Consider the following 19,233-nt stretch of genomic DNA (forward strand, 5'->3'; position numbering starts at 1 on the left):
CTCGCAGATTCGTCATCGGTCGCCCCGGGGCCAGCCTGTCATGACCTCCAGTCCAGCGGGACCCGCTTGGACCGGTCCCAGGGGCGCTCCCAGCCCGCGAAATGAAGGATGCGGTCGATCACTCCGGCCGTAAAACCCCAGACCAGAGCCGATTCGACGAGGAACGCGGGGCCGCGGTGACCGCTGGGGTGGACCGCGGTGGCACGGTTCTCGGGATCCGTGAGATCCGCCACGGGGACGGTGAAGACCCGGGCGGTCTCGGCGGGGTCGACGACCCCGACGGGGCTGGGCGTGCGCCACCAGCCGAGCACGGGCGTGACGACGAAGCCGCTCACCGGGATGTAGAGCCGGGGCAGGACGCCGAAGAGCTGGACGCCGGCCGGGTCGAGGCCGGTCTCCTCGCGGGCCTCGCGCAGCGCGGTCCGCAGCAGCCCGCCGGCGGCCGGGTCGCCGTCCTCGGGGTCGAGGGCGCCGCCGGGGAAGGACGGCTGCCCCGCGTGCGAGCGGAGGCTGCCGGAGCGCTCCATCAGCAGCAGCTCGGGCCCGCGCGGGCCCTCGCCGAAGAGGATGAGGACGGCGGACTGCCGCCCCGCGCCGTCCGCGGGCGGCAGGAAGCGGCTGAGCTGCTCCGGCTCGACCGTGCGGGCCGCGCGGTCGACCGGCGCCAGCCAGTCGGGCAGCCCCTCACGGCTGAGCAGGCCGCCCGCCCCGTGGACCTCTTCGTCAGTGCGCGTCATCGGCACCCCCGTCTTTCACACCCGTGTTTCACAACGCGGTCGGAGTCTCGGATCGTTCCCTCAGGACGTGGCGCCCAGCGGCGGCGCGGGACGGCCGGGGTAGTCGGGCGGCGGATTGAGCCGCTGCCCGGGGAAGCCGCCCTTCTCGTACTTCAGGAGCTTCTTCGCCTTCTCGGGGTCGGTCTCGCCTTCGCCGTACGCCGGGCAGAGGTGGGTGATCGGGCAGGCGCCGCACGCCGGTTTACGGGCGTGGCAGATGCGCCGGCCGTGGAAGATCACCCGGTGCGAGAGCATCGTCCAGTCGCTCTTGGGGAAGATCTCGGCGACCTCCGCCTCGATCTTCACCGGGTCGTCGGACTCGGTCCACTTCCAGCGGCGGGCCAGCCGCATGAAGTGGGTGTCGACGGTGATGCCCGGCACTCCGAAGGCGTTGCCGAGGACGACGAAGGCCGTCTTGCGGCCCACGCCGGGCAGCTTGACCAGGTCTTCCAGGCGGCCGGGCACCTCGCCGCCGAATTCGTCCCGGAGGGCGGTGGCCAAGCCCATGATCGACTTGGTCTTGGCGCGGAAGAAGCCGGTCGGCCGGATCAGCTCCTCGACCTCCTCGGGGACGGCCGCGGCCAGGTCCTCCGGGGTCGGGTACTTCGCGAAGAGGGCGGGCGTGGTCTGGTTGACCCGCAGGTCCGTGGTCTGGGCCGAGAGGACCGTGGCGACCAGGAGCTCGAAGGGGTTGCGGAAGTCGAGCTCGGGGTGGGCGTACGGATAGACGTCGGCGAGCTCGCGGTTGATCTTGCGGGCCCGCCGGACCATGGCGAGATGCGACTCGGGCTTGGCGGCCTTCCTGGGGGCGGCCTTCGCAGAGACGGCCTTCTTGGAGGAGGCCTTCGCGGAGACGGCCTTCTCAGAGGCGGCCTTCGCGGGGACTGCGCTCTTGGCGGCGGTCTTCTTGGAGGCGGTTTTGGCTGCGGTCTTCTTGGCGGCGGCCTTCTTCGCGGCGGCCGGCTTCGGCGCCGCCGTCCCAGGGCCCGCGCTCTGCGTCCCGATCTCCCCCGTCAGGGGGCGTTTCGTCGCTTTCGTCTGTTTCGACACACCGTGTTCGCCCACAGCGGAATTCACTTCGTCCCGCACTCTTCCAGCCCCCTTGGCCTGTGCTCTCACCGGCGAGTTGGACACCCGGCCAGCCTAGGGGCCGCCGCCGACATCCGCCCCGTCCGGACCCGATCACGACCCAATCGGGCCCCTGACGTACGGAAAGGCCGTCCGGTGAGTCAAACTTGTTGTGATTGATCGCACTGAGGTCGACATAGGAGAGAACTCGTGGACGACGTTCTGCGGCGCGCCCCGCTGTTCGCGGCGCTCGACGACGAGCAGGCCGCTGAGCTGCGCGCCTCGATGAGTGAGGCGACGCTTGCCCGAGGCGACGCGCTCTTCCACGAGGGCGATCCGGGCGACCGGCTCTACGTGGTCACCGAGGGCAAGGTGAAGCTGCACCGCACCTCGCCCGACGGCCGCGAGAACATGCTGGCGGTCCTCGGCCCCGGCGAGCTGATCGGTGAGCTGTCCCTCTTCGACCCGGGCCCGCGCACCGCCACCGCGACCGCGCTGACCGAGGTCAAGCTGCTCGGCCTGGGCCACGGCGACCTCCAGCCGTGGCTGAACGCCCGCCCGGAGGTGGCCAGCGCCCTGCTCCGCGCCGTCGCCCGCCGCCTGCGCAAGACCAACGACCAGATGTCCGACCTGGTCTTCTCCGACGTCCCGGGCCGTGTCGCCCGCGCGCTCCTCGACCTGTCCCGCCGCTTCGGCGTGCAGTCGGAGGAGGGCATCCACGTCGTCCACGACCTCACCCAGGAAGAGCTGGCCCAGTTGGTCGGCGCCTCCCGCGAGACGGTCAACAAGGCGCTCGCCGACTTCGCCCAGCGCGGCTGGCTGCGCCTGGAGGCCCGCGCCGTGATCCTGCTGGACGTGGAGCGCCTCGCGAAGCGCTCGCGCTGAGCATCACCGCGTACGCCGGCAGGCCGAAGGCCGACAGACCCTGAGCATCACCGCGTACGCCGGCAGACCGTACGTACGAGAAGGGGGCCGCCCGGTTCGACCGGGCGGCCCCCTTCCGCGTTCTCGGCCGGGACCAGCCCGGGATCAGCGCCGGATCAGCGCTTCGAGCCGTCCACGATCAGCGGGTTCGAGCCGCCGCTGCCGCAGGGCACCGCGTAGACCGGGTTCTTCGCCGCGGCCTCCTTGTACGCCTCGATGCACTGGTTCATGAGGACCTTGTCGGTCAGCGAGTCGTTGAGGATCTTGTTGGCGCGGGCGATGCCCTCCGCCTCGATGCGGCGCCGGTCGGCCTCCGCCTTGGCCGTGCGGGAGGCCTCCAGGGCCCGCTCGGTGGCCTGCTGCTGCTGGATCTTGCGGTCGATCTGGCCCTGCAGGGCGTCCGAGGGCTTCACGTTGCGCAGGTTGACGGTGGTGACGTCGATGCCGCGCGGGGCGAGACGCTCCTTGATGAGGCCGGCGATCTCGGCGTTGATCTTCTCGCGGTCGGAGGCGTAGCCCTGCTCGCTCGTGTAGCGGGCGAAGACGTTGCGGACGATCTCGCGGCTGTCCGGGTAGACGAGCCGCTGCTGGATGGCGTCCTCGCTGCCGGCCAGCTTGTAGAGCTCGACCGCCTTGGACGGGTGCACCGCCCACTTCACGGTGACCTCGGCGTACATGACGCCGCCCTGCGAGGAGCGAACCTCGACCACGTCCTTGTCGGAGAGGTTGAGGTCGACGGGGCGGGTGGAGAAGGTCGTGACGTTGGTGAACGGCGACTTGACGTGCATGCCGGAGTTCATCGGCGAGCCGACCTTGCCGAAGGCGACCGGGACGCCGACCTCGTACGCGCTGATCACGTACGTCATGCTCACGATCAGTGAGAACACGCCGGCGAGCAGGGCGCCGAGGGCGCCGAGCTTGAGGCCGCGGGTGTCGTTCGCGCGGCCGACGAAGTACAACACCGCTGCCGCGATGACCAGCAGGATTGCTATGACGAACACGGGATCCCCCCGAGAGCTACGGCCAGATGTAAGCGGAGCGTAAGACACACGGGGGAGGCTTAAGGTTCCCGGGGTCGCGCTCAGATCAGGCCGCGTTCCTTCAGGTAGTCCAGCTGCGCCCGGACGGAGAGCTCCGCGGCCGGCCAGAGCGAGCGGTCCACGTCCGCGTACACGTGGGCCACGACCTCCGGGGCGGTCCGGTAGCCGTTCTCGACGGCCGTCTCGACCTGCGCGAGCCGGTTCGCGCGGTGCGCCAGGTAGAACTCGACGGCGCCCTGGGCGTCCTCGAGGACCGGCCCGTGCCCCGGCAGGACGGTGTGGACCCCGTCGTCGGTGGTGAGCGAACGCAGCCGCCGCAGCGAGTCCAGGTACTCGCCGAGCCGCCCGTCGGGGTGGGCCACGATCGTCGTGCCGCGCCCGAGGATCGTGTCCCCGGTCAGCACCGCCCGGTCGGCCGGCAGGTGGAACGAGAGCGAGTCGGAGGTGTGCCCGGGCGTGGGCACCACCCGGAGCTCGAGCCCGCCGGTGGTGATCACGTCGCCGGCCGCGAGCCCCTCGTCGCCGAGCCGGAGCGCCGGGTCGAGTGCCCGCACCGCGGTCCGCGTCAGCTCGGCGAACCGCGCCGCGCCCTCGGCGTGGTCCGGATGGCCGTGGGTGAGCAGGGTGAGCCCGATCCGCTTGCCGAGCTTCTCGGCGGTCGCCACGACGTTGCGCAGGTGCCCCTCGTCGAGCGGCCCGGGATCGATGACGACGGCGAGGTCGGAGTCCGGTTCGGCGACGATCCAGGTGTTGGTGCCGTCCAGGGTCATCGCGGACGGGTTCGGCGCGAGCACGTTGTACGCGCGCGTGGTGCCCGGTCCGGAGCTCACCGACCCGCGCGGCTGCCCCGGAAGGGCTGCGGCGTCGCTCATGCCGTGCCTCCTTCCGGCCCCGCCGTCGGGATGTGCTTCGTGAACTCGTCGTGGCCCGGCCAGCTCAGGACCAGCCTTTCACCGTCCAGGCGCGCCTGCGCGAGTACGGGGGTCATGTCCTGTTCCCGCGCAGCGGCCAGGGCCTCCTCCGCGCTGCCGTACCGTTCGAGCGCCCGCAGGGTCGAGATGGTGGGCGGCATCATCGTCAGCTCGCCCCGGTCGTACCCGGCCGCGGCGTCCGCCGGGCGGATCCAGACCGTGCGGTCGGCCTCGGTGGAGGCGTTGCGGGTCCGCTGGCCGGCCGGGAGGTCCGCGACGAAGAACCAGGTGTCGTAGCGCCGGGGCTCGAACTCGGGGGTGATCCAGCGGGCCCAGGCGCCCAGCAGGTCCGAGCGGAGCACGAGCCCGCGGCGGTCGAGGAAGTCCGCGAAGGACAGCTCCCGGGCGACGAGCGCCGCCCGGTCCTTCTCCCAGTCGTCACCCGTCGTGTCGCCGACGACCGTGTCCGCGGTCTCGCCGGCGAGCAGGACGCCCGCCTCCTCGTACGTCTCGCGGACGGCGGCGCAGACGACGGCCTGCGCCTGCGCCGGATCCGCGAGGCCGAGCCGGTCGGCCCACTCCTCCCGGGAGGGGCCCGCCCAGCGCACGGGATGCTCGTCGCGCGGGTCGACGCCACCGCCGGGATAGGCGTACGCGCCGCCGGCGAAGGCCATGGAGGCGCGGCGGCGCAGCATGTGGACGAGGGGGCCGTCCACGCCGTCCTTCAGAAGGAGCACGGTGGCGGCCCGCTTGGGCGTCGCGGGGACCAGCTCACCGGCGGCGAGGGCGCGGATCCGGTCGGGCCACTCCGGTGGGTACCACTGTCCGTTCGACTGACCATTCGACATGGCCGGATGCTATGCGCAAGCATCGAAATGCACGAGAGCCGGCTCCCTCCGGGTGGGAGGAAACCGGCTCGTCGGCTGTCGTACGACGCTTCCGCGGCGCGCCGGCTGCTGGCCCGAGGCGTGGCCGCGGCGCGGCAACAGCACTGCCGAAGCGTGGCCGCGGTGCTTCTACGGCGTCAGGGCCTGCCGGCCCGCGGCGCTCAGGCGGACTCGAGCTCCACCTGGACCTCGACCTCGACGGGCGCGTCCAGCGGGAGGACGGTGACGCCGACGGCGCTGCGGGCGTGCACGCCCTTGTCGCCGAGGACGGCCCCGAGCAGCTCGCTGGCGCCGTTGATGACACCCGGCTGGCCGGTGAAGTCGGGGGCGGAGGCGACGAAGCCGACGACCTTCACGACCCGCTTGATCCGGTCCAGGTCACCGGCGACCGACTTCACGGCCGCGAGCGCGTTGAGCGCGCAGGTGGCGGCGAGCTCCTTGGCCTCCTCGGCCGTCACCTCGGCGCCGACCTTGCCGGTCACCGGCAGCTTGCCCGCCACCATCGGGAGCTGGCCCGAGGTGTAGACGTACACGCCGGACTGCACGGCCGGCTGGTAGGCCGCGATCGGCGGGACGACCTCGGGCAGGGTCAGGCCCAGCTCGGCGATCTTCGCCTCGACGGCTCCGGCCCCGCTCACGAGGACTTCTCCCGCTTCAGGTAGGCCACGAGCTGCTCGGGGTTGTTCGGCCCGGGCACGACCTGGACGAGCTCCCAGCCGTCCTCGCCCCAGGTGTCAAGAATCTGCTTCGTCGCGTGCACCAGCAGCGGCACAGTCGCGTACTCCCACTTGGTCATGAGGCGACTGTAGCCGCTGTCGCGAAGCGCCCCGTTCCCGTAGGGGGCTCATTCAGGGACGCGTCCGGGGCGGCCCTCTGATTGGTCCGGGCCGCCAGTGGTTAGGCTCGAAGGCGTGAGCAGGCTCCAGGTCGTCAGCGGCAAGGGCGGTACCGGTAAGACGACGGTCGCCGCCGCACTCGCGCTCGCCCTCGCGACCGAGGGCAAGCGGACTCTCCTCGTCGAGGTGGAGGGCCGGCAGGGCATCGCGCAGCTCTTCGAGACGGAGGCGCTGCCGTACGAGGAGCGGAAGATCGCCGTCGCACCGGGTGGCGGCGAGGTGTTCGCCCTGGCGATCGACGCCGAGCGCGCCCTCCTCGACTACCTCCAGATGTTCTACAAACTGGGCAGCGCGGGCCGGGCCCTGAAGAAGCTCGGCGCGATCGACTTCGCGACGACCATAGCCCCGGGCGTCAGGGACGTCCTGCTGACCGGGAAGGCCTGCGAGGCCGTGCGCCGGCGTGAGAAGCACGGCGGATTCACCTATGACTACGTGGTGATGGACGCGCCGCCGACCGGCCGCATCACCCGCTTCCTCAACGTCAACGACGAGGTGGCGGGCCTGGCGAGGATCGGCCCGATACACAATCAGGCCCAGGCGATCATGCGCTTCCTGAAGTCGCCGGACACCGCGGTCCATCTGGTGACGCTCCTGGAGGAGATGCCCGTCCAGGAGACCGCCGACGGCATCGCGGAGCTGCGTGACGCCGAACTGCCGGTGGGCCGCGCCATCGTGAACATGGTGCGCCCGCACGTCCTCGACGAGGCGGCGGTACGGGCCGCCTCCGGCGACCACCGGCAGGCCATCGCCGGGACGCTGGCGTCCGTCGGGATCAAGGGCGGCTCGAAGCTGGTCGAGCCGCTCCTGGAGCAGGCCGCGGAGCACGCCCAGCGGGTGGAGCTGGAGCGGGCCCAGCGCGAGGCGCTGAACGGGATCGGGGTCCCGACGTTCGAACTCCCCTTCCTGGGGGACGGTGCGGACATCGCCGGCCTCTACCGGCTGGCGAAGGAGCTGCGGAGGCAAGGGGTGGGCGCGTGACGGAGAACGCGACGAGGGAGGCCGCGGCGAAGGAGACCGCGGCCTCGACCGGTCTCGACACGGCGCCCGGTCTGGACACCGCGGCCGGTCTGGACACGGCGCCCGGTCTGGAGCTCGACCCGCTGATCGACGACCCGGCCACCCGCATCATCGTGTGCTGCGGCGCGGGCGGCGTCGGCAAGACGACGACGGCGGCCGCCCTCGGCGTGCGCGCGGCGGAGCGCGGCCGGCGGGTCGTGGTCCTGACGATCGATCCGGCGCGCCGGCTGGCGCAGTCGATGGGCATCGACTCGCTCGACAACGTGCCGCGCAAGGTGGACGGCATCAAGGGCTGCGACGGCGGCGAGCTGCACGCGATGATGCTCGACATGAAGCGGACCTTCGACGAGATCGTCGAGGCGCACGCGGACGCCGACCGGGCCCGGGCGATCCTGGAGAACCCGTTCTACCAGTCACTGTCGGCCGGTTTCGCCGGTACGCAGGAGTACATGGCGATGGAGAAGCTGGGCCAGCTCCGGGCCCGGGACGAATGGGACCTGATCGTGGTCGACACGCCGCCGTCCCGGTCGGCGCTCGACTTCCTGGACGCGCCGAAGCGGCTCGGCTCGTTCCTCGACGGCAAGTTCATCAAGCTGCTGATGGCACCGGCCAAGGTGGGCGGCCGGGCGGGGATGAAGTTCCTCAACGTCGGCATGTCGATGATGACGGGGACGCTGGGGAAGCTGCTCGGTGGTCAGTTCCTCAAGGACGTGCAGACGTTCGTGGCGGCGATGGACACCATGTTCGGCGGTTTCCGGACCCGCGCGGACGCCACGTACAAGCTGCTGCAGGCTCCGGGCACGGCCTTCCTCGTGGTCGCGACGCCGGAGCGGGACGCGCTGCGCGAGGCGGCGTACTTCGTGGAGCGGCTGGCCGCGGAGGACATGCCGCTGGCGGGGCTCGTCCTCAACCGGGTGCACGGCAGCGGTGCCGCCCGGCTGTCGGCCGAGCGGGCGCGGGCCGCCGCGGAAAATCTTGACGAGGGTCGCATTGTGGATCAGGAGGGCGGGAAGACTGCTGGGCGTGGCTCCCGTGCCACTTCTCCCGAGCCGTCAGACCTCGCCACCGCCGCCAGCGCCGCCACCGCACGAGCCGATTCCCCGGCTGCCCCCACAGCCGGCAGGGATTCGGAGACCGATCTGCCGGACACAGATCCGCCGAACCCGGATCTGTCGGACACGGATCCGCCGAACACGGACATGCCCACCCCAGACATGCCGGACACCGCCGCAACGGACACGGACGCAACGGACATCGGCGCGCCCGGCAATGACGCACAGGACGCGGCCGCACCCGACGCCGACGTGAAGGAACTCACCGCCGGTCTGCTCCGGCTCCATGCCGAGCGGATGCAGGTGCTCGCGCGTGAGCAGCGCACGCGCGACCGCTTCACCGCGCTCCACCCCGAGGTGGCGGTCGCCGAGGTGGCCGCCCTGCCCGGCGATGTGCACGACCTCGACGGGCTGCGGGCCATCGGTGACCGACTCGCGCTCGGCCGCATGCCGTAGCCGACCCGTCGGCCGGCCGGCCGTACAGGTCGCCCCGCCTGTCGGCGGAGGCACGCGGTGCTCACGCGGTGGCCAAGCGGGCGGTGCGCAAGCGGTGCGCGGTCAGGCGGCGGGCTAGCCCACCGCCGCGTACGTCTCGTACGTCGCGTCGTCGTCCATCGCCACGGGCAGCAGGCCCGCTCCCCGCTCGTACTCCGTGCGCGCGGTCTCCAGGAGCCGGCGCCACGAGGTGACGGTCGGCCGGCGGCGCAGCAGGGCGCGCCGCTCGCGCTCCGTCATACCGCCCCACACGCCGAATTCCACGCGGTTGTCGAGGGCGTCGGCAAGACATTCGGTCCGCACCGGACATCCGGTGCACACCGCCTTCGCCCTGTTCTGCGCCGCGCCCTGCACGAAAAGTTCATCCGGATCGGTAGTGCGGCAGGCCGCCTGCGCACTCCAGTCAGCTACCCAGCCCATACCGGCGCCGTCCTCTCCCGAATCGAGGCTCCCCCACGGCGGTAGCGGCATATTCACCGCTGCCAGTTGGGACGTTACGGAAGGCGGGGACAGCGCAACACCCCCTTCGGGCCCAATCTTGAATGGCCCGAACGGACTATGCGTACGCGTCAGATCACCCAGGGGAGTGACGCCAGGACATCACGGCCATACCGGACATGAGCCCGATTCAGGCATGAAGCCACCGCGCTTCGGGGACGCGGGAATTCACACCTACGTCACGCACGGGTCTTGATGCCGGACCACACTGCTGTGACAGTTGGGAGCAGCTTAGGCCAAGGCATATACGTGTGTCCGGCGAATGAGAACGTAGGCTGCCCCCATGGCAAAGAAGCGCTCGGGCGGAGGTCTGACCGGGACCCAGCAGGCCGCCAAGTTCCTCGGTGTCAGTGTGCTCGCCGGAGCCGTGCTGGCGGGCATCGCCCTGCCCGCGGCCGGGGTGGTGGGGCTGGCGGCGAAGGGCACGGTCGAGGGGTTCGACGAGATCCCGTCCAACCTGAAGACGCCGCCGCTGAGTCAGCGCACCACGATCCTCGACTCAGAGGGCGGCCACATCGCCACCGTGTACTCGCGCGACCGGAAGGTCGTGCCGCTGGACAAGATCTCCCCGTACATGCAGAAGGCGATCGTCGCGATCGAGGACTCGCGCTTCTACGAGCACGGCGCGATCGACCTCAAGGGCGTGCTGCGCGCCATCAACCGCAACGCGCAGTCGGGCGGGGTCGCGCAGGGCGCGTCCACGCTCACCCAGCAGTACGTGAAGAACGTCTTCGTCGAGGAGGCCGGCGACGACCCCGAGAAGGTCGCCCAGGCCACCCAGCAGACCATGGGCCGCAAGGTGCGCGAGCTGAAGTTCGCCATCCAGGTCGAGGAGGAGCTGGGCAAGAAGAAGATCCTGGAGAACTACCTCAACATCACGTTCTTCGGGCAGCAGGCCTACGGCATCGAGGCCGCCTCGCAGCGCTACTTCTCCAAGCCCGCCGCCGACCTCACCCTCCCCGAGGCCGCCATGATGGCCGGCCTCGTGCAGTCGCCGAGCCGCTACGACCCGGTGAACGACATCCAGGAGGCGACCAAGCGCCGCAACACCGTCCTCCAGCGCATGGCCGACGTGAAGGACATCAGCCAGGCGGAGGCCGACAAGGCGAAGGCCACCCCGATCAAGCTGAAGGTGAAGTCGCCGAAGAACGGCTGCATCACCGCCGTCGACGGCGCCGGCTTCTTCTGCGACTACGTCCGCAAGACGATCCTCAACGACCCGGTCTTCGGCAAGACCGCCGAGGAGCGCCAGAAGCTGTGGAACCTGGGCGGCCTGACCGTCCGGACCACCCTCGACCCGCGCGCCCAGGCCGCCGCCAACGAGGCCGCCATCGCCAAGGTCGACAAGGACGACCCGGTCGCCGCCGCGGTGGTGCAGGTCCAGCCCGGCAGCGGCAAGATCCTCTCGATGGGTCAGTCCCGCCCGTACGGCCTCGACCAGAAGCTCCACCAGACGACGCTCAACCTCTCCGTCGGCAAGAAGATGGGCGGCACGACCTACGGCTTCCAGGTCGGCTCGACCTTCAAGCCGATCACGGCCGCCGCGGCACTGGAGAAGGGCCTCAGCCCGGCGCAGTCGTTCACGACGCCGTGGAAGATCTCGGTGCCGATGAACTCGTACACCACCTGCGCCGGCGGTCCGTCCGGCGGCGGCAACTGGGACCTGCAGAACGAGATGCAGTCCGAGGCCGGCACCTGGGACATGACCAGCGCGCTCGGAAAGTCCATCAACACCTACTTCGCGCAGCTCGAGCAGATGGCCGGTCTCTGCGAGACCGTCAACATGGCCCAGAAGATGGGGTACGAGCGGGAGCTCGGCAAGAAGCTGAAGGAGCTTCCCTCCATCACCCTCGGCGGCCAGGAGGCCACCCCGCTCGACATGGCCTCGGTCTACGCGACCTTCGCCAACCGCGGCACGTACTGCACGCCCGTCGCCATCGAGTCGATCACGACGGCGGGCGGCGAGAAGCTGAAGGTCCCGCAGACCGAGTGCTCCAAGGCGATGAGCGAGCGGACCGCCGACACCGTCAACCAGATGCTGAAGGGCGTCGTCGAGGACGGCACCGGTACCAAGGCCGGTCTGAGCGACCGTGACAACGCGGGCAAGACGGGTACGACCAACGACCGCAAGGACGCCTGGTTCGTCGGCTACACGCCGAACCTGTCCACGGCGGTGTGGGTCGGTGACGACGTCGGCGAGAAGAAGTCGATGTACGACATCACCATCGGCGGCCAGTACTACGACAAGGTCTGCGGTGGCTGCCTCCCCGGCCCGATCTGGCGGATCGCGATGACCGGCGCGCTCGACGCCGGTGAGACCCCGTCCTTCGTCCCGATCCACGTGCCGCGCGGCGCGCAGCCCGGTGACAAGGACAAGGACAAGGACAAGCGCCCCGGCGACGACAACAAGCCGGGCGGGCCGAACCCGGGCACCACGCTCCCGGGCGGGATCACCCTCCCGCCGGACCTGATCGGCGGTACGGCGGGCAGGCCCGGCAACGGAAACGGCGGCCGGAACGGATAGCCGGTGGTCCGCCGGTAGGCGGTAGTACCCGCACGCGTACTGGTACGGCGAAGGCGCCCCTCCCGATCCGATCGGGAGGGGCGCCTTCGTGTGTGACTGCGCGCGTGCCGTGCGCGGGCGGATCAGCCGGCGAGGAGCTTCTTCACGGCGGCGGCGACGCGGCCGCCCTCCGCCTGCCCGGCGACCTTCGGATTGACGATCTTCATGACGGCGCCCATCGCACGCGGGCCCTCCGCACCGGCGGCCTTCGCCTCCTCGACGGCGGCGGCCACGACGGCCTCCAGCTCCTCGTCGCTCAGCTGCTTCGGCAGGTACGCGTCCAGGATCTCGCCCTCGGCCCGCTCGCGTTCGGCCTGCTCGGCGCGACCGCCCTGGGCGAAGGCGTCCGCGGCCTCGCGGCGCTTCTTCGCCTCCTTGGCGATCACCTTCTGCACCTCGTCGTCGGAGAGCTCGCGCTTCGTCTTGCCCGCGACCTCCTCCTTCGTGACGGCGGCGATGGTCAGCCGCAGGGTCGAGGAGCGCAGCTCGTCGCGTTCCTTGATCGCGGCGTTGAGGTCGTCCTGAAGCCTGGCCTTGAGCGTGGTCATGCGCACAAGTGTGGCAGGTGCCGGGCCCGTACCGCCCGCGCATTTCCGACCGCCGTGTCCACGAAGCCGCTCGACGGGTCTGCGACGATAAGGGGATGCGCGCACGGTACGGGATCCCCCTGAAGATCACGGCAGGCCTCACGGCGACGGCAGCGGCCGGCATCGTCTACGCGGCGGGCTTCGAGGCCCGCTCCTTCCGGCTGCGCCGGGTGACCATCCCGGTGCTCCCCCGGGGCATGCGTGATCTGCGGGTCCTCCAGGTCTCCGACATCCACATGGTCAGCGGCCAGCGCAAGAAGCGGGCCTGGCTGCAGTCCCTCGCCGGGCTGCGCCCGGACTTCGTCGTGAACACCGGTGACAACCTCTCCGACACGGAGGCGGTGCCGGAGGTCCTGGACGCGCTGGGGCCGCTGATGGAGTTCCCCGGCGTGTACGTCTTCGGCTCCAACGACTACTACGGGCCGCGACTGCGCAACCCCGCCCGCTATCTGAAGGAGAAGGTGCAGGGCCGGCACGGCCTCAACGGCAACCCGCCGGTGGTCGGCGCCGTCCACAACCCCTGGGAAGGCATGCGGGACGCCTTCGACGCGGCGGGCTGGGTGAACCTGACCAACACCCGCGGCCGGCTGAAGCTGCCCGGCCTCGACCTCGCCTTCACCGGCGTCGACGACCCGCACATCAAGCGGGACCGTTACGAGCGGGTGGCCGGCGGCCCCGACCAGGACGCGGACTTCTCGATGGGCGTGGTCCACGCGCCGTACCTGCGGTCCCTGGACGCGTTCACGGCGGACGGCTACGAGCTGATCCTGGCCGGACACACGCACGGCGGGCAGCTGTGCATCCCCTTCTACGGCGCCCTGGTCACCAACTGCGACCTGGACACCGACCGGGTGAAGGGCCTGTCCACCCACACCGTCGCCGACCGCACCTCCTACCTGCACGTCTCGGCCGGCTGCGGCACCAACCGCTACACGCCGGTCCGCTTCGCCTGCCCGCCGGAGGCGACCCTCCTCACCCTGACGGCCCGCACCTGACCGCTCGAACCCCGGCGCCCGGCCCGGAGTGCTCACGTACGGTGCCCCCATGCCGTACGCCACCTCTCTCTTCCGCGCGCTGATCGCCCTGGCCGCGGCGACGGGCATCGTGATCGAGTGCGTCGAGGGGAACCCTCTCGTCGTCTTCAGCTTCTTCACGATCTGGTCGAACACCGCCGTCGCCGTCGTCCTCGGCCTGGGTGCCGTACGGGCCTGGCGGCGGCAGCCGCCCCTGGCACCGGTCTGGACGGGCGGGGTGCTGCTCTGCATCTCCGTGGTCGGGCTGGTCTTCCACCTGGTCCTGGACAACCCGGCGAGCGAGTTCGACCAGGCCGCCGAGATCGCCCGCCTCACCGGCGCCAGGGCGGTCGCCAACCAGCTCCTCCACAGCGTGACCCCGCTCGGCGTGGTCCTCGACTGGCTCCTGCTCACCCGCCCGGGCGCCCTCCGGTGGCGCCACGCCGCCCAGTGGCTCGCGGCGCCCGGCGCCTACCTGGGCTTCGCCCTGGCCCGCGGCGCGCTGGTCTCCCCCGACACCCCGACCCGCTACACGTACCCGTTCCTCGACGTCACCGCCCACGGCTACCCGGGCGTCCTCACCAACGCCCTGGTCCTCGGCCTCGCCTTCTACGCCCTGGCCCTCGCGCTGGTCACCGTGGACCGCTTCCGACCTGCGGTGGCGGGCCGCGAAAACCGGATTTCGTCTCTGGGCGCGGGTGGGCTAAAGTAATCGATGTCGCCGCGACGTGAAGAACAGAGCAGCGACATCGGGGTGTAGCGCAGCTTGGCAGCGCGCTTCGTTCGGGACGAAGAGGTCGTGGGTTCAAATCCCGCCACCCCGACAGCTGTAAGACCAGATCAGGGGCCTGATCCGCGAGAGCGGGTCGGGCCCCTGAGTGGTTTCCGGGTGCTGTGGGTCTGCGGCCAGGTGCTGCGGTTTTGCGGGGTGCTTCCGGGTGTGCCGGGGCCGTTGCCCCGGGGTGGTTTCAGGAGGCGGTTTCCGCAGTCGCGCGGTGGAGATCACGCTCTCCCCACCGCGTCGTCCGGTACCGGTCCCTCCCCGCGTGCGGACCGGTACCGGACGATGCGTGCGGCGTCGATCCGTGCGGATACCGCGCGGACCGAAGACTGGCGGCGCGGAAGCGACCAAGAACACGCTCGTCATGAGTTGCCTCGGGGAGCGCTGAACTGGTGCCCTGTTCGGGAGACGCGCGGCTGGTTCGCTGCTGCTCGTGATCCTGTCAGTTCTGGCTCCCGCCGGGGAGGCTCCGGCCTCGCGGCAAGGCCATAACAGCAGGTCAGACCTATAGGGTGAGTTTTCCGGTCCGGATGTCCGGGGGCGGGGGAAGTAAGGGGTAGAGGCCTTGAGTTCCGACTCGGAGGCACGCACGGCCTTCGCGGAGCGCCTCGCTCTGCTGTACAAGGAGGCCGGCAACCCGCCCCTCAAGCGGGTGGCCGAGGCGGTCGCCCAGCTGCAGCGGGTCGACGAACGAGGACGGCTGGTGCGGGTGTCCGCCCAGCGGATCAGCGACTGGCGGCGTGCCAGGAACGTGCCCGCCCAGTTCGCCGCCCTCGCGGCCGTGCTGCACGTACTGATCCCCCAGGCCCGGCGTTCGCGGCCCGTGCCCGTGTCGGCCGGGCTGTACGACCTCGCGCAGTGGCAGCGCCTGTGGGAGCGCGCGGTGACCGACCCCGTCGGCGAGCGCACCGCCTCGTCCGCGGCGGAGGAGGAGCGGCCCCCGGCCGCCGCGCCGGCCGTCCCCGGCGGCGTCTGCCCGTACCTGGGACTCGCCGCGTACCGCCCGCAGCACGCCCAGTGGTTCTTCGGCCGGGAGCGGAGCACGGACGCCCTCGTCGCCCAGCTCCGCGCGGCGGAGAAGACGGGCGGCCTGGTCGTCCTCGTGGGTGCTTCAGGGGCGGGCAAGTCCTCCCTGCTGAACGCCGGCCTGGTGCCCTCGCTCAGGAACGGCGCGCCGGGAGACGAGAACCACCAGGCGCGGGAGGTCCTGCACCTCGTACCGGGAGCCGATCCCCTCGCCGAGCTGGTCCGCCGGATCCCCGACCTCGCACGGGTCGTCCCCGCGGCGGACGACCCGGCAGAGGAGGAGGCTGCCGCCACCACGCCCTTCGCGCGAGCGGCGAGGGAGGCCGTCACGGCGTGGGCGCGACGCGAGACGTCAGCCCCCGGCCGTCCGGTCGTCATCGTGGACCAGTTCGAGGAGACGTTCACCCTCTGCTCGGACGAGACGAACAGGCGTACCTTCATCCGGCTGCTCCACGCCATCTGCTCGCCCGACGGACCCGGCGCCCCGGCCCCCGCGCTCGTCGTCCTCGGCATACGTGCCGACTTCTACGAGCACTGCCTCGGCTATCCCGAGCTGGCCGACGCGCTGCAGCACCGGCACATGGTGCTCGGGCCGCTGACCACCGCGGAACTGCGCGGGGCGGTGACCGGGCCGGCCAAGGCCGTCGGTCTGGAACTCGAGCCCGGGCTGGCGGAGCTCATCGTCCGCGAAGTGAGCACCGACGGACCCCGCGGGGCGCACGACGCGGGAGTCCTGCCGCTGCTCTCCCACGCCCTGCTCGCCACCTGGCAGCGGCGGAAGGCGGGAAGGCTGACCCTGGCCGGCTACCGCGCGTCCGGAGGAATCCAGGGAGCCGTGGCGGCGACCGCCGAGCGCGCGTGGTCCAGCCTCGACCCGGCGGCACGCTCGGCCGCACGGCTGCTCCTGCTCCGACTGGTCCGGCTCGGCGAGGACACCCCGGCCACCCGGCGGCGAGGGACGCGCCGCCAGCTGGCGGAGGAGTCGACGGACCCCGGCAAGACGGACGAGTCGCTCGAAGCGCTGGTGCGCGCCCGCCTGGTGACGCTCGACGCGGACACGGTGGAGATCACGCACGAAGCGCTGCTCCACGCCTGGCCGCGGCTGCGCGAGTGGATCGACGAGGACAGGAACGGCAACCTGCTGCGTCAGCAGCTGGAGGACGACAGCAGGGCCTGGGAGAGCTCGCACCGCGACACGTCGCTGCTCTACCGGGGTTCCCGTCTCGAACACGCTCACGCCTGGGCGGAGACGGCCGGCGACCTCGCCCTGACCCGCGGCGCGGTGGAGTTCCTCGCGGCCTCGGTCAGGCTGCGCAAGCGCACGGTCCGGATCGGGCGTTGTGCGGTGGCGGCTCTGGTCGCCCTGGTGGTCCTGGCCGTCGGTTCGTCGGTGGTCGCGTGGCAGCAGCGGAACGACGCCGTGTTCGAGCAGGTGCTCGCCGAAGCGGACCGCGTCCAGTACACAGATCCGTCGTTGTCCGCTCAGCTCGACCTCGTGGCGCACCGCCTGCGCCCGGACGACGAGGGCACGCGCAACCGGTTGATCTCGATCGTGAACGCCCCGCTGGCCACCCCTCTGCTCGGCCACACCGGCGCCGTCTACCTCACCTCGTTCAGCCCGGACGGGCGGACACTCGCGACCGCCAGCTACGACCGGACCGTCCGGCTGTGGGACGTGACGGACCCGACGCGCCCCGAACCACTGGGCAGGCCCCTCACCGGCCACACCAGTTGGGTGAGCACCGCGGTCTTCAGCCCGGACGGCCGCACCCTCGCCAGCGCTTCGGACGACGGCACGATCCGCCTGTGGGACGTACGGGATCCCCGCAGCCCGCAGCCGATCGGCACGCCCCTGGCCGGCCGGGGCGGCGCGATCTACCTGCTCGCCTTCAGCCCGGACGGACGCACGCTGGCCTCGGCCCACGACGACCACCGGGTCCGCCTGTGGAACGTGGCCGACCCGCGCCGGCCGGGGCCGCTCGGTGCCCTGCCCGGCCACACGGCCGCCGTGCGGTCCGTGGCGTTCGCACCTGACGGCAGAACGCTGGCCGCGGGTGGCGACGACGCCACGATCCGGGTGTGGGACGTCGCCGATCCCCGTCGCCCGCTGCCCGTCGGCGCGCCGCTGACCGGCCACACGGACACGGTGCACTCCGTCGCCTTCAGCCCCGACGGCCGGACGCTCGCCAGCGGCAGCTCGGACGACACCGTCCGGCTCTGGAACGTGGCCGACCCACGCCATGCGACTGCCGTCGGCACGCCGCTCACCGGCCACACCGGTCCCGTGTGGTCCGTGGCGTTCAGCCCGAACGGGGCCATGCTCGCCGCCGGCAGCGCGGACAGCAGGGCAAGCCTGTGGAACGTGAGTGATCCCGCGTACCCGTCACAGGTCGGCGAACCCCTCTCCGGGAGCAGCGGCGAGATGTACGCCCTGGGCTTCAGCCCCGACGGCCGGACCCTCGCCACGGGGAGCGGCGACAACAAGGTCCGCCTGTGGTCGCTGCCGACCTCGGACATGATCGGCCGCATCGGGACGTTCCGCCCGGACGGGCGGGTGCTCGCCACGGCCGCGCGCGACGGAAGGGTCCGGCTGTGGAACGTGGACACTCCCCACGCGCCGGTGCTGCTGGGCAGGCCGTTCGTGCCCGGTGAGGGAGCCACGCGTGCGCTGGTGCTCTCCCCCGACGGCCACACGCTCGCGGTGTTCACCGGGAACCGCGCGGTGCAGCTGTGGAACATCGCCGCCCCGGCCCGGCCGGTGCGCTACGGGCCGCCCGTCACGCTGCGGACACGCTTCGCGGGCCCCGGTGCGCTGGCGTTCAGCCCGGACGGGCGCATGCTGGCCACCGCCTACGACGACCGCACCATCCAGCTGTGGGACGCCGGCGATCCGTCCCGGCTCGTTCCGCTCGGCAGGCCGCTCGCGGGCCACGGCGGCTACGTCAACGCCCTCGCCTTCAGTCCGGACGGCCGAACTCTCGCCAGCGGCAGCGCGGATGACACGATCCGGCTCTGGAACGTGGCCGATCCCCGGCACATCACCCGACTGGGATCGCCCCTGACGGGCCACCTGGGTCCCGTCAACGCGCTCGCGTACAGCCCGGACGGCCACACGCTGGCGAGCGGAAGCGATGACAACACGGTCCGGCTCTGGGACGTCACCGGCGCCCCCAAGGCGGCCCGTGCGGTCGCCACCCTCACCGGTCACACCGAGGCGGTCGTGTCGCTGACGTTCAGTCGGGGCGGTCGCACGCTGGCGAGCGGTGGCAACGACAACACGGTCCGGATCTGGAACGTCTCCGTCCCCTCCGCGGCCGCTCCCATCGGTCAGTCGATGAGTCCCAACGCCAAGACGGGCAACTTCCTGTCCTTCAGCCCCAAGAGCACGATGCTCGGGGTATCGAGCGGCACCGATACCGTCCGCCTGTGGAACCTGGACGTCGGCGAGGCCGTGCGTCACGTCTGCTCGACCACTCGCGGCATTCTGACCCGCGAGAAATGGGCCGAATATCTCCCCCGCCTCTCGTACGAGCCCCCGTGTGATCAGTAAACCGACCCGGGTGATCCCGCTCACAACGCACCCGCGGGTCCGAGCATGCGGTTCCGGCGGTACAAGTGCCTTGTTACTGTGGGGAAACAGCCCGATCGCTGGTGCATCCCCCGTCGCCAGCGGTCGGGCTCTTTCCGTTCTGTTCGGAG

16 protein-coding genes and 1 tRNA gene are annotated in these 19,233 nt (G+C 71.4%); 8 read left to right on the forward strand and 9 right to left on the reverse strand.

The features are described from left to right. Positions 1–38: 38 nt before the first annotated feature. On the reverse strand, positions 39–737 hold the full coding sequence (locus tag ACFVGS_RS04410) for an NUDIX hydrolase (RefSeq protein WP_384408814.1): 699 nt from the start codon (positions 735–737) through the stop codon (positions 39–41). 60 nt (positions 738–797) lie between these two features. After that, entirely contained in the window at positions 798–1,826 is a 1,029-nt protein-coding gene (nth, locus tag ACFVGS_RS04415) for an endonuclease III (RefSeq protein ID WP_385690282.1), read from the reverse strand. 228 nt (positions 1,827–2,054) lie between these two features. Here nth and ACFVGS_RS04420 point away from each other — a divergent pair, with 228 nt between their 5' ends. Continuing rightward, positions 2,055–2,729, forward strand: coding sequence for a Crp/Fnr family transcriptional regulator (locus tag ACFVGS_RS04420; RefSeq protein ID WP_046910193.1), 675 nt, complete (start codon positions 2,055–2,057; stop codon positions 2,727–2,729). Between the two features lie 155 nt (positions 2,730–2,884). Here ACFVGS_RS04420 and ACFVGS_RS04425 read toward each other — a convergent pair whose 3' ends face one another. The 5 genes from ACFVGS_RS04425 to ACFVGS_RS04445 all read right to left on the reverse strand — a co-directional run bounded on the left by ACFVGS_RS04425 (position 2,885) and on the right by ACFVGS_RS04445 (position 6,402). Continuing rightward, positions 2,885–3,769 (reverse strand): prohibitin family protein, encoded by an 885-nt coding sequence (locus ACFVGS_RS04425; protein ID WP_384408816.1) that lies wholly within the window; start codon positions 3,767–3,769, stop codon positions 2,885–2,887. Positions 3,770–3,849: 80 nt separating this feature from the next. Continuing rightward, positions 3,850–4,680, reverse strand: a complete 831-nt coding sequence (locus ACFVGS_RS04430) for an MBL fold metallo-hydrolase (protein ID WP_384408818.1) — start codon at positions 4,678–4,680, stop codon at positions 3,850–3,852. Then, positions 4,677–5,567, reverse strand: a complete 891-nt coding sequence (locus ACFVGS_RS04435; protein ID WP_384408820.1) for an NUDIX hydrolase — start codon at positions 5,565–5,567, stop codon at positions 4,677–4,679. The genes ACFVGS_RS04430 and ACFVGS_RS04435 overlap by 4 nt, the downstream gene beginning before the upstream one ends. A 200-nt stretch (positions 5,568–5,767) precedes the next feature. Then, on the reverse strand, positions 5,768–6,244 hold the full coding sequence (locus tag ACFVGS_RS04440; RefSeq protein WP_265865233.1) for a RidA family protein: 477 nt from the start codon (positions 6,242–6,244) through the stop codon (positions 5,768–5,770). After that, the gene (locus tag ACFVGS_RS04445; protein ID WP_005314434.1) at positions 6,241–6,402 is read right to left on the reverse strand and encodes a DUF4177 domain-containing protein; all 162 of its coding nucleotides are present in this window, start codon (positions 6,400–6,402) and stop codon (positions 6,241–6,243) included. The genes ACFVGS_RS04440 and ACFVGS_RS04445 overlap by 4 nt, the downstream gene beginning before the upstream one ends. Positions 6,403–6,517: 115 nt before the next feature. Between ACFVGS_RS04445 and ACFVGS_RS04450 the strand changes: the two genes are divergently transcribed. Together ACFVGS_RS04450 and ACFVGS_RS04455 are read left to right on the forward strand one after the other, a co-directional pair. Beyond that, positions 6,518–7,480, forward strand: coding sequence for an ArsA family ATPase (locus tag ACFVGS_RS04450; RefSeq protein ID WP_385690288.1), 963 nt, complete (start codon positions 6,518–6,520; stop codon positions 7,478–7,480). A gap of 71 nt (positions 7,481–7,551) precedes the next feature. Then, the gene (locus tag ACFVGS_RS04455) at positions 7,552–9,027 is read left to right on the forward strand and encodes an ArsA family ATPase (protein WP_385690622.1); all 1,476 of its coding nucleotides are present in this window, start codon (positions 7,552–7,554) and stop codon (positions 9,025–9,027) included. Positions 9,028–9,141: 114 nt separating this feature from the next. On the opposite strand, the gene ACFVGS_RS04460 is transcribed toward ACFVGS_RS04455, so the two are convergent. Beyond that, positions 9,142–9,486: a WhiB family transcriptional regulator gene (locus ACFVGS_RS04460; RefSeq protein WP_046910200.1), complete on the reverse strand. Its 345-nt coding sequence runs from the start codon at positions 9,484–9,486 to the stop codon at positions 9,142–9,144. A gap of 361 nt (positions 9,487–9,847) precedes the next feature. Here ACFVGS_RS04460 and ACFVGS_RS04465 point away from each other — a divergent pair, with 361 nt between their 5' ends. Then, on the forward strand, positions 9,848–12,088 hold the full coding sequence (locus ACFVGS_RS04465; RefSeq protein WP_384408824.1) for a transglycosylase domain-containing protein: 2,241 nt from the start codon (positions 9,848–9,850) through the stop codon (positions 12,086–12,088). A 122-nt stretch (positions 12,089–12,210) separates the two neighbouring features. Here the strand turns inward: ACFVGS_RS04465 and ACFVGS_RS04470 are convergent, their stop codons facing one another. Further along, on the reverse strand, positions 12,211–12,675 hold the full coding sequence (locus ACFVGS_RS04470; protein ID WP_384408826.1) for a GatB/YqeY domain-containing protein: 465 nt from the start codon (positions 12,673–12,675) through the stop codon (positions 12,211–12,213). A gap of 95 nt (positions 12,676–12,770) precedes the next feature. On the opposite strand from ACFVGS_RS04470, the gene ACFVGS_RS04475 reads away from it, so the two are divergent. The 4 genes from ACFVGS_RS04475 to ACFVGS_RS04490 all read left to right on the forward strand — a co-directional run bounded on the left by ACFVGS_RS04475 (position 12,771) and on the right by ACFVGS_RS04490 (position 19,084). Then, complete coding sequence (locus ACFVGS_RS04475; protein WP_384408828.1) at positions 12,771–13,709, forward strand: metallophosphoesterase; 939 nt, start codon at positions 12,771–12,773, stop codon at positions 13,707–13,709. A gap of 49 nt (positions 13,710–13,758) precedes the next feature. Beyond that, complete coding sequence (locus tag ACFVGS_RS04480; RefSeq protein WP_385690293.1) at positions 13,759–14,439, forward strand: Pr6Pr family membrane protein; 681 nt, start codon at positions 13,759–13,761, stop codon at positions 14,437–14,439. A gap of 38 nt (positions 14,440–14,477) precedes the next feature. After that, a tRNA-Pro gene (locus ACFVGS_RS04485) sits at positions 14,478–14,551 on the forward strand. A 522-nt stretch (positions 14,552–15,073) separates the two neighbouring features. Then, positions 15,074–19,084, forward strand: a complete 4,011-nt coding sequence (locus tag ACFVGS_RS04490; protein ID WP_385690296.1) for an AAA family ATPase — start codon at positions 15,074–15,076, stop codon at positions 19,082–19,084. Positions 19,085–19,233: the final 149 nt, after the last annotated feature.

Source organism: Streptomyces sp. NPDC127114 (assembly GCF_042677525.1).
Taxonomy (GTDB): domain Bacteria; phylum Actinomycetota; class Actinomycetes; order Streptomycetales; family Streptomycetaceae; genus Streptomyces.